Origin of the sequence: Enterovirga sp., from assembly GCF_035325185.1 — a bacterium.
Lineage (GTDB): Bacteria > Pseudomonadota > Alphaproteobacteria > Rhizobiales > Beijerinckiaceae > Enterovirga.
In genome coordinates, this window is sequence record NZ_DAOLAJ010000001.1 from 75214 (window position 1) to 88662 (window position 13449).

The 13449-nt window shown below is 70.4% G+C and carries 10 protein-coding genes; 7 read left to right on the top strand and 3 right to left on the bottom strand.

The features are described from left to right. Positions 1–1197 (bottom strand): outer membrane beta-barrel protein, encoded by a 1197-nt coding sequence (locus tag PKD06_RS00315; protein ID WP_324376582.1) that lies wholly within the window; start codon positions 1195–1197, stop codon positions 1–3. 549 nt (positions 1198–1746) lie between these two features. Here PKD06_RS00315 and PKD06_RS00320 point away from each other — a divergent pair. Continuing rightward, on the top strand, positions 1747–2751 hold the full coding sequence (locus tag PKD06_RS00320) for a KpsF/GutQ family sugar-phosphate isomerase (protein WP_324376584.1): 1005 nt from the start codon (positions 1747–1749) through the stop codon (positions 2749–2751). Positions 2752–3000: 249 nt separating this feature from the next. On the opposite strand, the gene PKD06_RS00325 is transcribed toward PKD06_RS00320, so the two are convergent. Beyond that, complete coding sequence (locus PKD06_RS00325) at positions 3001–3270, bottom strand: accessory factor UbiK family protein (protein WP_324376636.1); 270 nt, start codon at positions 3268–3270, stop codon at positions 3001–3003. 127 nt (positions 3271–3397) lie between these two features. Between PKD06_RS00325 and lgt the strand changes: the two genes are divergently transcribed. From lgt to PKD06_RS00355, 6 genes are all read left to right on the top strand, one after another. Then, on the top strand, positions 3398–4270 hold the full coding sequence (lgt, locus tag PKD06_RS00330; protein ID WP_324376586.1) for a prolipoprotein diacylglyceryl transferase: 873 nt from the start codon (positions 3398–3400) through the stop codon (positions 4268–4270). Next, positions 4267–5355: an SAM-dependent methyltransferase gene (locus tag PKD06_RS00335; RefSeq protein WP_324376588.1), complete on the top strand. Its 1089-nt coding sequence runs from the start codon at positions 4267–4269 to the stop codon at positions 5353–5355. Before lgt ends, PKD06_RS00335 begins: the two co-directional genes overlap by 4 nt. 9 nt (positions 5356–5364) lie before the next feature. Next, a complete protein-coding gene (gene pgeF, locus PKD06_RS00340; RefSeq protein WP_324376590.1) occupies positions 5365–6135 on the top strand; it encodes a peptidoglycan editing factor PgeF in 771 nt (256 codons plus the stop codon). A gap of 226 nt (positions 6136–6361) precedes the next feature. Next, the gene (locus PKD06_RS00345) at positions 6362–6835 is read left to right on the top strand and encodes a L,D-transpeptidase (RefSeq protein WP_324376638.1); all 474 of its coding nucleotides are present in this window, start codon (positions 6362–6364) and stop codon (positions 6833–6835) included. Between the two features lie 278 nt (positions 6836–7113). Beyond that, a complete protein-coding gene (gene mutL / locus PKD06_RS00350) occupies positions 7114–8961 on the top strand; it encodes a DNA mismatch repair endonuclease MutL (protein ID WP_324376592.1) in 1848 nt (615 codons plus the stop codon). Between the two features lie 4 nt (positions 8962–8965). Continuing rightward, positions 8966–10201 carry a URC4/urg3 family protein gene (locus PKD06_RS00355; RefSeq protein ID WP_324376594.1) on the top strand — a complete coding sequence of 412 codons (1236 nt, stop codon included), beginning with the start codon at positions 8966–8968 and terminating at the stop codon, positions 10199–10201. A gap of 64 nt (positions 10202–10265) precedes the next feature. Here PKD06_RS00355 and PKD06_RS00360 read toward each other — a convergent pair whose 3' ends face one another. Next, positions 10266–13436 carry a CusA/CzcA family heavy metal efflux RND transporter gene (locus PKD06_RS00360; protein ID WP_324376596.1) on the bottom strand — a complete coding sequence of 1057 codons (3171 nt, stop codon included), beginning with the start codon at positions 13434–13436 and terminating at the stop codon, positions 10266–10268. Positions 13437–13449: the final 13 nt, after the last annotated feature.

Genomic DNA, 13449 nt, shown 5'->3' on the forward strand with positions numbered 1-13449 from the left:
TCAGGGCGTGAAGCGCAGGCCCAGCAGGAAGGTGCTCGCACGGTAGCTCGATCCCGGCGAGGTGCTGTGCAGATCGTCATATGCGTAGCTCGCCCGGATGGCGAACTGGCGGTTGAGCTTGTAGTCGGCCCGCAGGAACGCCCCCCAGCCCTTCTCGTCGATGGCGACGCCCTGATAGACCGCGTCGGAAGCCCGCAGCCCGGCCGTGAGGGTCAGGTTCCGGCGCAGTTCGTGGCGGATTTCGAGCACTCCCCGCAGGCTGCGGACCCCCGACGAGCCAGCCACCGTGGTCTCGTCGATCGTCGAGACCAGCGTCCCCCGGATCGTGGTCAGGGGCGTCATCGCATAGGTCAGCGTCGCATCCGCGACCGGGGCGTTGAGCGTGCGCAGGCGCGGATCCTCGTAGTGCCGCACGACCGCGCCCGCCGCGATCTCGGCCGTCAGGAGGCGGGACAGCTCGACGAGGGTCCCGGCCCTGACCGAGACCCCGTCCGACGAGCGCGCATAGCCGGAATTGTCGATCTTCTGGTCGTATTGGCGCGTATCGACGATGGTCTCGACGAAGGGGACCAGTCCGGGATGGACTTCGTAGCCGAGGCGGCCGCGCAACCCGTACTGGGTCATGTTGCGGTCGCCCTGGTTGATCACGCCGCCGTCCGCCAGCTTCGCATTCTCGTAGTCGTAGCGGTCGATCGTGCCGCGCATCGTCGCGATCAGGCGATTGAAGCGCTGCGTGACGCCGACCGAGCCCCCTTCCGTATAGATCACGGGGCGCGAGACGACGGGGGCATTGAGGTCGGGCGAGGAGGGACGCTGGGTATCGATGATATAATGACCCTCGATCTCGACATCGGTGTCGCGCGTCACGTCGAGCCGGAGCCGCAGATTGCCCGCTCCTTCCGGGCGCCGCGCCGCGGGATTGTCGAAATACTCGCTATAGGCGCCGCGGAGCTGGCCCGACAGCTCGTGGCGCGACCAGTCGCTCTGGATGCCGAGTTCCGCCTCGGTCAGGGAGAGAGCCGAAGGCTTCAGGTTGGTCTGGAGGCGGTTCGGATTGGTATCGTAGCCGATGGACTGGCCGAGAGTGGGCGTGAGGACGACGTTCCCGACCCGCAGCCCCAAAGGCGCATAGGGATCCTCGGCCTCGGCCCGCCTGCGCCGCGGCGGCGGGGATGGCGGCTGGGCGGGATCAGGCACGCCGACCTGCACCGGTTGGACGTCCGCGGCGATACCCGAGGGGGCAATGGTTGCGCGGAAATCCCCCTTCACCAATGTCTGGACGGGAGGCCGGGCGCGCCGGGTCTTCGGCGGCCGCAATCCCGGCCGCGGGGCCGACCCCGTCTCGGAATAGTTCGGAGCAGCGGGAGAAGCCCCGGCGAGGCCCGCCGGCGCCAAAGCCGGGCGGAGGCCGCCCGCCTGGCGGAGGCCACCGGCCTCGCCCGGAGGCCCGGGCAACGCCGCCCTCGGGCTCCTCGCCGCCCGGCCCCAGGGAGCCGGAGCGGAGTCCGCCGCGGGGTCGCTCGCAGCGCTCCCGTCCTGGGCCTGCGCGGCCGCCGCGGCGAGCGCGAGGCTCGCGAAGGCGGCTCCTGCCAGCAGGAACCCGATATGGCGTCTCACAGGCACCAGGCACGCACCCCTGGCCGTGCACGGGGCCCGGCATGGTTAACGGAGGTACAACCGACTTGGTTAACCGCCCGTAAGCGAGGTTGCCTCGCGGTTCCGGGGCAGGCATGCTAAGCGCCGCCGATGACCAGCCTCGTCAGACCACGACCCCAGACCGGGGGCGGGCGCGTCGCCGTGGAATCCGCGCTGCGGACCATCGAGACGGAACGCAACGGCCTCGACATCCTACGTGAGGCCCTCGAAGGCGACCTCGGGCGCAGCTTCACCGCCGCCGTCCGGCTCCTTGCCGATGCGCAGGGGCGGGTCGTCGTCACCGGGATGGGGAAATCCGGCCATATCGGGCGCAAGATGGCCGCGACCTTCGCCTCCACGGGCACGCCGGCCCATTACGTCCATCCGGGCGAGGCCAGCCACGGCGATCTCGGCATGATCCAGCGCGAGGATGTCGTCATCGCGCTGTCATGGTCGGGCGAGACGCGCGAGCTGGCCGACATCGTCTCCTACGCCAAGCGCTATCGCGTCGCCCTGATCGCGATGACGTCCAACGGCGAATCGACGCTCGCCCGCGAGGCCGATATCCGCCTCGTCCTGCCGCGTGCGCGCGAAGCCTGTCCCAACAACCAGGCGCCGACCACCTCCACCACCATGACGCTGGCCCTCGGCGACGCCCTCGCCGTGGCGCTGCTCGAGGACAAGGGTTTCTCGGCGCTCGATTTCCACGCCTATCACCCCGGCGGCAAGCTGGGCGCCGAGCTGAAGCAGGTCTCCAGCATCATGCATCGGGGCGAGCGCCTGCCCGTGGTTCCTCTCGGCACGCAAATGGCCGAGGCTCTCGTCGTGCAGTCCGAGAAGGGATTCGGCTGCGTCGTGGTGACGGACGGGAGCGGCGAGCTCGCCGGCATCGTCACCGACGGCGACCTGCGCCGCCACATGGGGCCGGGGCTCGTGGGCAAGTCCGTCGATGCGGTGATGACGCGGCGCCCGACCACCATCGAGCCGGACACGCTCCTCGGCGAGGCGCTCGAAATCGTCGAGAGCCGCAAGATCTCCACCCTCGTCGTAGTCGAGGGCGGGCGCCCGGTCGGCATCGTGCACGTGCTCGACCTGCTGCGCGCCGGGGTCGCCTGACAGCGGGCCGGGACGGAAAAAGGGCGGACCTTTCGACCCGCCCTTTCGCCTTGCCCTGTTGTTATTCGTGTCGACCGTGCTTCCCAAACGGCGCGGCTCTTCGAGCCTGCGCCTGAAATGAAGCATCTTTTGTTTCGTCCACCGCCAGCCCCAACGCGACGGAAAATGCCCGAGGCGGACAAAGCCGCCTAGTGTAGAATTGCAACACGATTGCCAGAGATCGGGGCGTCGATCCTTTCGGCCTCTATTCTACGCTCCTTCACCTGGATTCGGCGGCCGCTCCCCCTGCTCGAGCGCGGAAACACGGTTAGCGAGCCGTTTATTTTCCTCGCGCAGCGCGAGCACCATCTCGCGCAGGATCTCGACCTCCTCGCGCGTGGCGACATCCATGTCGCGCAGCAGGCGCTCGACCTGGCTGCGGGCGGCGGTTTCGACCTCGCGCCGGACACCCTGCGCCGCGCCGGCGGCATCGGTGACGAGACGCGCGACGTCGTCGAGAAGGCGTTTGGCGGGCATGATGTCGGCTCCGGTTGGTTTTTCCTCCATGCGGGAGGTGGGCCTGCGGCGCAATGGCCGCGACCGCCAGGGTTGACGCATCCCGGCCATGGGCCGACACGGGCGCCGCGCCGCAGCCTCCAGACCCCCCATGCCTCTTCTCGCCATCCCCTTCCCCTATATCGACCCGATCGCGATCGAGGTCGGGCCCTTCGCCATCCGCTGGTATGCGCTGGCCTATGTGGCCGGCATCGTCGGCGGCTGGTGGTATTCGCGCCGGCTGGTCGCGCGGGAGGCGCTCTGGGGCGACGTCAGGCGCCCGACCCTCCTCGACATGGACGACCTCATCATCTGGGCGGCGCTCGGCATCGTGCTCGGCGGGCGCATCGGCTACGTGCTCTTCTACAACCTGGAGAGCTATCTCGCCGACCCCCTGGAGATCCTGACCATCTGGCGCGGCGGCATGTCGTTCCACGGCGGCTTTCTCGGCGTGATCCTCGCGATGACGTTTTTCGCGCGCTCGCGCGGGCTCAACCTGCTCTCCCTGTTCGATCTCGGGGCGGTCGTCGCGCCGCTCGGCCTCTTCACCGGCCGCCTCGCCAATTTCGTCAACGGAGAGCTTTGGGGACGGCCCGCGCCGGACGTCCCCTGGGCCGTCGTCTTCCCCGCCGCCGGGCCCGAGCCGCGCCATCCGAGCCAGATTTACGAGGCTTTCGCCGAAGGGCTCGTGCTGCTGACGCTCATGGGAATCGCCGCGCGCTGGCTCGGCTTCCGCCGGCCCGGGCTGCTCGCCGGGCTCTTCGCCATCGGCTACGGCATCGCCCGCATCTGCTGCGAATATTTCCGCGAGCCGGACGAGCAACTCGGCTTCCTGTTCGGGGGCGCCCTGTCCGGCCTCGGCGGCATCACCATGGGGCAGGTTCTCTCCCTGCCGATGGTGCTGGCCGGCCTGCTCCTCGTCCTCGCGGCGCGGCGCGGCTGGACCCGCCGCCTGGACCGCGCCGGGCCGGCGACGCCCGCGTGAGCGCGCTCCGGCGCGAGATCGAGAACCTGATCGCGAGCGAGGGCCCGATCGGCATCGACCGCTACATGGCGCTCGCCCTCGGCCATCCGGTCCACGGCTATTACGTGACGCGCGATCCTCTCGGGGCCGCCGGGGATTTCATCACCGCGCCCGAGATCAGCCAGATGTTCGGCGAATTGCTCGGCCTGTGGGCCGCGGCAATCTGGGACATGATGGGCCGCCCGGCCCCCTTCATCCTCGCCGAGCTGGGTCCGGGGCGAGGCACGCTGATGGCGGATGCCCTGCGCGCGGCCGGGCGCCTGCCCGGCTTCCTCGATTCCTGCGCCGTCCATCTCGTCGAGACGAGCCCCGCCCTGCGGGCCCACCAGCGCGCGGTGCTCGCCCGCCACGCGGTCGCCTGGCACGAGAGCGCCGGGGACCTGCCCGGCGGCCCTCTTCTCCTCCTCGCCAACGAGTTCCTGGACGCCCTGCCGATCCGCCAGTTCGTGCGCGGCGAGGGCGGATGGCACGAGCGGCTCGTCGGCCTGTCTGAGACCGGCCTCGCCTTCGGCCTCGCTCCGCACACGACCTCCGATCTCGACGGGACGGCCGGGCGTCCCGGCGACCTCCTGGAAATCTGCCCTGCCGCGCGATCCCTCGCGGACAGTCTCGCCCGGCGCCTCGCCGCCTCGGGCGGGGCGGCGCTTTTCGTCGATTACGGCCCGCGGGAGGGCGAGTTGGGCGACAGCTTCCAGGCCGTCCGCCGCCACGGCTTCGCCGATCCGCTCGCCGATCCGGGCGAGGCCGACCTCACCGCCCATGTCCGCTTCGGCGCTCTCGCCCGGATCGCCCGGCGTGCGGGCGCCGCCGCGCAGGGGCCGGTCGGGCAAGGCGAGTTCCTCGCCGCGCTCGGCATCCGCGAGCGCGCCGTCGCCCTCGCCCGCGGACGGGACGAGACCACCTCCCGCGCCGTCGCCGCCGCCCTCGCCCGCCTCACCGGCCCGAAGGAGATGGGCGAATTGTTCAAGGTTCTCGCCATCTCCGATCCGCGCCTCGGCCCCCTGCCCGGCTTCCCGCCGGGTGACGCGTCCCTCCGGGCGGGCTAGAGAAGGCGGATGCTGATCGAAGCGCCCGAGCTCTCCTCCTTCCCGAATGTCCGCCACGCCTTCTTCACCCGCCGGGGCGGCGTGTCGGAAGGCATCTATGCCTCGCTGAACGGCGGCTTCGGGTCGGGCGACGATCCCGCGCATGTCGCGAGGAACCGCGCCCTCATGGCGGAGCAGATCGGCGTCGAGCCCGAGAACCTCGTCAGCCTCCACCAGATCCACTCGGCCACGATCGTCACCGCGACCGCACCCTGGACCCGCGAGGCGCGCCCGCGCGCCGACGGCATGGTGACCCGGACGCCCCATCTCGCCCTCGCGATCCTCACGGCCGATTGCGGCCCGGTTCTCTTCGCCGACCATGCCTCGGGCGTCGTCGGGGCCTGCCATGCCGGCTGGGGCGGGGCGCTCGGCGGCGTGCTCGAGGCGACGGTCGATGCGATGGTGGCGCTCGGCGCCGAGCGCGAGGCGATCGTCGCCGTGCTCGGCCCGACGATCGGGCCGGACGCCTACGAGGTCGGGCCGGAATTCAAGGCGCGCTTCCTCGGCGCCGATCCCGCCAACGAGGGCTTCTTCGCCCCGGCCGCGCGCGAGGGGCACGCCATGTTCGACCTGCCCTCCTATATCGTCGCGCGGCTCGAGGGGACGGGGATCGGCGAGGTGGAGAATATCGGGCTCTGCACCTATTCCGACGAAGAGCGCTTCTTCAGCTACCGGCGCACCACCCATCGCGGCGAGCCCGATTACGGCCGCCAGCTCTCGGTGATCGCCCTCACGCATTAACCTTCGCGCGTGCCGGGCGGCGCGCGGCCGAAGAATTGCCGCTTTTCCTGAAACCCAAGCGTGGCCATTGCGTTCTGCCTCTATAAGCGAGGCCGTCCGGCCTCGAAAACGGGGGTCATCGAAGATGCGCGTCCTGTCTCTCGGCCTTGCCGGCCTCGCCCTGTCCTTTGCCTGTTCCCAGCCTGCCTCGGCCCAATATTGGTACGATCCGATGACGCCGGAGACGATGCCGTATCTCGGCGACACCCGCCCGCAGGCGGCCCCGTCCTCGCGTCAGCTCGTCTCCTTCTCGCCGCAATATGCGCCGGGCATGATCGTGATCTCGACCCGCGCGCGCCGCCTCTATTACGTGACCGCCCGCGGGCAGGCGATCGAATATCCGGTCGGCGTCGGCCGGCCCGGCTTCGAATGGTCGGGCACCAAGACGATCACCCGCAAGGCCGAATGGCCGAGCTGGACGCCTCCAGCCCAGATGATCAAGCGCCGCCCCGACCTGCCCCGCTACATGTCCGGCGGGATCGCCAATCCGCTCGGCGCGCGCGCCCTCTATCTCGGCTCCTCGCTCTATCGCATCCACGGCTCGAACGAGCCGGAGACGATCGGCCAGGCCGTCTCCTCAGGCTGCATCCGCATGACCAACGACGACGTGATCGACCTCTATCGCCGCGTCCGCGTCGGGACCCGCGTCACGGTGATGTAGGGCGGAGCGGTTCGCCATTCCTGTCCACTCATGCGACGGGAGGAGTCTCCCCGGCCGGAGCGAAGCGGAGGGGAAGGGGATCCAGGAGGGCTCGCAGGCGGCTCTGGATCCCCTTCCCGCGCCTTCAGCGCGCCGGGGATGACAGGGGGACACGACAGCGGAAGGAAGGCCGGTCGCATGCGATCCTTTCCTGTGAGCGGCGCTGTCCCGGCCTTGCCTCGGCCGGACGGGCGGCCTACCGCTCGGCTCTTCACCAGGATCTCGCACGAGCGCTGACCATGGCTGCGGCGCCAGCCCAGACGACGCCTTCCGATCCGCCCCTTCGGCCGGCGGTGCGCCGGCTCGATCCCGTCCTGATCGACCGGATCGCGGCCGGCGAGGTGGTCGAGCGGCCGGCTTCCGCCCTCAAGGAGCTGGTCGAGAACGCGATCGACGCCCGCGCCCGGACGATCGAGATCACCCTGGAGGCGGGCGGGCGCAGCCTCGTGCGGGTCGTCGATGACGGCCACGGCATGAGCCCGGAAGATCTCGCGCTCGCCGTCCAGCGCCACGCGACCTCGAAACTGCCCGACGGCGATCTCTCCGACATCCGCACCCTCGGCTTCCGCGGCGAGGCTTTGCCCTCGATCGGGGCGGTCTCGCACCTCACCGTCACGACGCGCGCGCGCCAGGCGCCCCATGCCCATGCCATCGTCGTCGAATGCGGCCGGGTCGGCGAGGTGCGCCCCGCCGCCGCTCCCGCCGGCACGCGCGTCGAGATCCGCGATCTCTTCTGCGCCACCCCGGCCCGGCTGAAATTCCTGAAATCCGACCGCGCGGAGGCCCAGGCCGCCGCCGAGGCGGTGCGGCGCCTCGCCCTCGCCCATCCCGCGATCCGCTTCACGCTGGCCGGCGATCACCTGACCACCCTCTCCCTGCCCCCCGAGAGCGACGGCGAGGACGGCTTCCTGCGCCGCGCGGCCCGGCTCTTCGGCCCCGATTTCCTGCCCAACGCCGCCCCCGTTTCGGCGCAGCGCGAGGGTTTTTCGCTGCACGGCCATGTCGGCCTGCCGACCTTCCATCGCGGAACGGGGAGCCATATCCATTTCGTGGTCAACGGCCGGCCGGTGCGCGACAAGCTGCTGCTCTCGGCGGTGCGCGGGGCCTATGCCGACGTCATGGCTTCCGACCGCCATCCGGCCTTGGCCCTCCGGCTCGACTGCGCCCCCGCCCTCGTCGACGTGAACGTCCATCCGGCCAAGAGCGAGGTCCGCTTCCGCGATCCGGGCCTCGTGCGGGCCCTCGTCGTCTCGGCCATCCGCGACGCGCTCGGCCGCACCGGTCACCGCGCCGCGACGACCGGAGGCACCGCCGCGCTCGGTCTGTTGCGCCCCGGGTTCTCGGCGCCGCGTCCCATCCCGGCGGCCTTCCGGGGCTGGCAGGCACCCCTCGGAGCCCCTCCCCGCCCCGGCTTCGCGGAAACGGGACAGGCGGCCCTGGACGCGCTCGCGCCCCCCAGCGCCCCGGCCGCCGCCGCGCCCGAACCGGATGCCGAGGCGCATCCGCTCGGGGCGGCGCGGGCGCAGCTCCACGAGACCTATATCGTCGCGCAGACCCGCGACGGCATCGTCGTCGTGGACCAGCATGCGGCCCATGAGCGGCTCGTCTACGAGCGGCTGAAGCGCCAGCGGGCCGAGAGCGGCATCGCCCGGCAGGTCCTGCTGATCCCCGAGGTCGTCGAGCTGGATCCCGCCGATGTCGGGCGCCTCGCCGAGGCGGCGGGGGCGCTCGCCGCGCTCGGCCTCGTCCTCGAGCCCTTCGGCCCGGCGGCGGTGATCCTGCGCGAGGTCCCGGCCGCCCTGGCCTCGGGCGATCTGCGCCGCATCGTGCGCGACGCCGCCGATGCCCTGGCCGAGGACGGCGAGGCGGCGAGCCCCCTGAACCTCGAGCGGCGGCTCGACGCCGTGCTCTCGCGCATTTCCTGCCACGGCTCGATCAGGGCCGGCCGCCGGCTGAGCCCGGCCGAGATGAACGCGCTCCTGCGGGAGATGGAGGCGACGCCCCTGTCGGGCCAGTGCAATCACGGCCGACCGACCTATGTCGAGCTGAAGCTCGCCGAGATCGAGAAGCTTTTCGGACGCAGGTGAGACGATGGACCAGCCGACCGCCTCAGCCGCGCGCCATCTCCTCACGGCGGAGGCCGTGCGCGAGCGCGCCCATTTGATGCTGGAGGCGGGCCTCAGGGATCAGTTGCCGCATTTCATGGTCGATCCCGCTCGTCTGGACCATGCCGCCGAGGCCGTGATCGAGGCGACGCTCGAAGCCTATCCGACGCTGGAAATTCCCTTCCATGCCCGGTGGCGCCACTTCGCCGCCGGCGGGCTCGACCGCTGGGCGACCCTGGACGAGACCATCCGCTGGGCCGATGGACGCGAGCGCGCCCGCGCCGCCTTTGACCTCGCGATCCTCAGCGTCCTGCTCGATGCCGGAGCGGGGCCGGACTGGAGCTATATCGAAGGGCGCACGGGGGAGATTTATGCGCGCTCGGAGGGGCTTGCGGTCGCGAGCTTCGACATGTTCCTCTCGGGAGCCTTCTCGGGACGGCCGGGCGAGCCCCTGCGCGCCGATGCCGGCACGCTGACGCTGATCGACGCTGCGGAACTCGCCCGCGGCTTCCAGGTCCGGCTGGACAATCCCCTGGTCGGCCTCGCGGGCCGGGCGGAGCTGCTGGCGCGGCTCGGCCGCACGGTCGCGATGGCCCCCGACATTTTCGCGCTTGCGGACGATCCGCGGCCGGGCGGCCTCTTCGACCATCTCGCGGCGCAGGCTTCGGGCGGCACCCTGCCGGCGCCCGCGATCCTCGAGGCACTCCTCCTGCATCTGGGCCCGGTCTGGCCGGGCCGGCTTTCCCTCGGCGGCATCGATCTCGGCGACACTTGGCGCCATCCGGCGATCACCGGATTCGCGGACGGGACGGCGGGGCTCGTGCCGTTCCACAAGCTCTCGCAGTGGCTCGCCTATTCACTGATCGAGCCGCTGGAGGCGGCCGACATCGGCGTGACGGAGATCGACCGCCTGACGGGCCTGCCGGAATACCGCAACGGCGGGCTCTTCCTCGACACGGGCGTCCTGCGGCTGCGCGATCCGGCCGAGGCGGGGCGCACGCACGAGGTCTCCTCGCCGCTCGTCGTCGAATGGCGCGCGCTCACGGTGGCTTTGCTCGATCTCGTGGCGGATCGTGTCCGCGCCCGCCTCGGCCGCAGCGCCCGCGACCTTCCCCTGGCGAAGCTCCTCGAAGGCGGCACCTGGGCCGCCGGCCGCCGACTCGCCCGCAGCCGGGACGGCGCGCCCCCGCTCACGGTGATCAGCGACGGCACGGTGTTCTGAGGCGCAGGTGCCCCTCCACTCCCGCTTCTCCCCGCGTGCGGGGAGAGGATGACCCCGTGGAGACTCAAGCCTCCAGCGGCGCGGGCATGACCGGCTCGGGCCGCGCGGGCCCCCGCCGGACCCGGCCGTGGCGCGACAGGAGCGAGATCAGGACCGGGAGGTTCAGGAGGATCAGGACGGGGGCGAGCATCATGCCGCCCACCACCACCACGGCGAGGGGCTTCTGCACCTGCGAGCCGATCCCCGTGGAGAAGGCCGCCGGCACGAGGCCGACGCCGGCGACGACGCAGGTCATCACCACGGGCCGCATCTGCGTCTCGGCCGTCTCGAGGATGGCCCGGCCGCGCTCCCAGCCGTGATGCACCAGCTCGTTGAAATGGGAGATGATGATGATGCCGTCCATCACCGCGATGCCGAACAGCGCGATGAAGCCGATCGCGGCCGAGACGCTGAACGGGATGCCGAGCACGAACAGGGCGAGGATGCCGCCCGTCAGCGCAAGCGGGATGACCGACAGGGCCAGCAGCGTGTCCGTCAGCGAGGAGAAGTTGAGATAGAGGAGGAGCGCGATCAGGAGGAGCGAGAGCGGCACCATGATCGACAGGCGCTCGATCGCTCCGCGCAGGTTCTCGAACTCGCCGACGAATTCGGTCCGGTAGCCGAGGGGCAGCTTGACGTCGCTCGCGATCTTCTGCTGCGCCTCCAGGATGACCGAGCCGAGGTCGCGGTCGCGCACGCTGAACTTGATCGGCAGGTAGCGCTGCTGCTGCTCGCGATAGATGTAGGAGGCGCCCGAGACGAGCCTCACGCTCGCGACCTGCGAGAGCGGGATCTGGGTCGTCGCGCCGTTCGCGCCCTGGACGCCGATGGTGATGTTCCTGATCGCCTCGGCGCTCTGGCGGTATTTGGGGGCGAGGCGCACGATGATCGGGAAATGGCGGTCCGAGCCCGGCTCGTAGAGATCGCCCGCCGCCTGGCCGCCGATGGCGGTGCGGATGGTGGCGTTGATGTCGCCCGGGGAGAGGCCGTAGCGGGCCGCCCGAGCGCGGTCGATGTCGATCTGGATGGTCGGCTGCCCGAGCGAGGTGAGCACGGCGAGGTCGGCGACGCCCGGAATCGTCGCCAGGATGCTCTTGATCTTATTGGCGTAGTCGGACAGCTCCTGGAGGTCGTTGCCGAAGAGCTTGATCGAGTTCTCGCCCTTCACGCCCGACACCGCCTCGGCGACGTTGTCCTGGAGATATTGCGAGAAGTTGAACTCGACCCCCGGATACCGGGCGCGCAGCTTCGAGAGCACCTCGTCGACGAGCGCGTCCTTGTCGACCCCCTTGCGCCACCGGCTCGGCGGCTTCAGGGGCGCGAAAAGCTCGACGTTGAAGAAGCCGGCGGCATCCGTGCCGTCATCCGGGCGGCCGTGCTGGGAGACGACCGTCTCGACCTCCGGGAAGGAACTCACCAGCCGGCGCATGCCGTTGGCATAGGCATTCCCCTCCTCCAGCGAGATCGTGGAGGGCATCGTGGCGCGGATCCACATGTTGCCCTCCTCGAGCTTCGGCAGGAACTCGAGGCCGAGCGAGTGGACGGCGAAGCCGACGCCGACGAGGATCACCCCCGTCGCGCCGAGCGTGAGGATGCGGTTGGCGAGCGCGAAGCGGACCGCCGGCCGATAGGCGTGCGCGAGCCCGCGCACCAGGAAGGTCTCCGTCTCCTCGACCTGCTCGGGCAGGAGATAGGCGCAGAGCGCGGGCGTCACGGTGAAGGTGGCGATGAGCCCGCCGGCAAGGGCATAGGCATAGGTCTTCGCCATGGGGCCGAAGATGTGGCCCTCGACGCCCGTCATCGTGAAGAGCGGCAGGAAAGCCGCGATGATGATGGCGGCCGAGAACAAAATCGGCCGCCCGACGCTGCGCGCCGCGAGGTAGATCTCGCCGAGGCGCCCCTTGAGATCCTCCGGCACCGTGTTGTTGGGGCCGGCGGGATCGGCGGCGTGGCCGGGGAGGCGGGGGAAGATCGCCTCCACCATGATGACGGTCGCATCCACGATCAGGCCGAAATCGATCGCGCCGACCGAGAGCAGGTTCGCCGATTCCCCCCGCACCACCATCAGCCCGATGGCGAAGAAGAGCGCGAAGGGAATCGTCGCCGCGACAATGATCGCCGAGCGCAGATTGCCCAGGAACAGCCACTGCACGATCAGGATCAGCAGGATGCCGACGATCATGTTGTGCAGCACGGTCGCGGTCGTGATGTCGATCAGGTCCTTGCGGTCGTAGATGCGCTCGATGGTGACGCCGGGCGGAAGAACCCCGCCCGCATTGATGCGGTCCACCTCCGCGAGGACCCGCTCGATGGTCGGGCGCGAGCGCTCGCCGCGCCGCATCAGCACGATGCCCTGGACGATGTCGTCGTCCTTGTCCTGGCCCGCGATGCCGAGGCGCGGCTGGTTTCCGATCGTGACGGCCGCGACGTCGCGCACGAGGACCGGCGCGCCGTCGGCCTGGGTCAGCATCGTGTCCTGGATGTCCTCCACCTTGCGGATGAGGCCGACGCCGCGGATCACCGCCGACTGGGCGCCGATATTGACCGTGTTGCCGCCGACATTGACGTTCGAGTTGTTCAACGTCTGGAGGAGCTGCGGCAGGGTGAGGCCGTAGGCGACGAGGCGGTCGAGATCGACCGAGATCTCGAAGGTCTTGGTCTTGCCCCCCCAGCCGGTGACGTCCACCACGCCCGGCACCGCCTTGAAGCGGCGCTGGAGGACCCAGTCCTGGAGCGTCTTCATGTCCATGACGCTGTAGTGGGCGGGGCCGATGAGGCGGTAGCGGAAGATCTCCCCGATGGGGCTGGTCGGCGAGATCTGCGGCTGCGCGCCGTCCGGCAGGCCGCTGAGCTGGGCGAGCTGGTTGAGGACCTGCTGCTTGGCCTCCTCGTAGGTGAAGCGGAAGTCGAATTGCAGCTTCACGTCCGACAGGCCGAAGAGCGAGATCGAGCGCACGACCTTGAAATTCGGCAGGCCCGCCGTCGCCACCTCGATCGGGATCGTGATGTAGCGCTCGACCTCCTCCGCCGAGAGCCCCTGGCTCTGGGTGACGACGTCGACCATGGGCGGCGTCGGGTCGGGATAGGCTTCGATGTTCAGGACCCGGAAGGCCGCGACCCCGCCCACCATCAGGAGGATGAAGAAGAGGACGACCAGGGCCCGCCTGCGCAGGGCTGCCGCGACGATGACGCTCATGCCGGACGGTCCT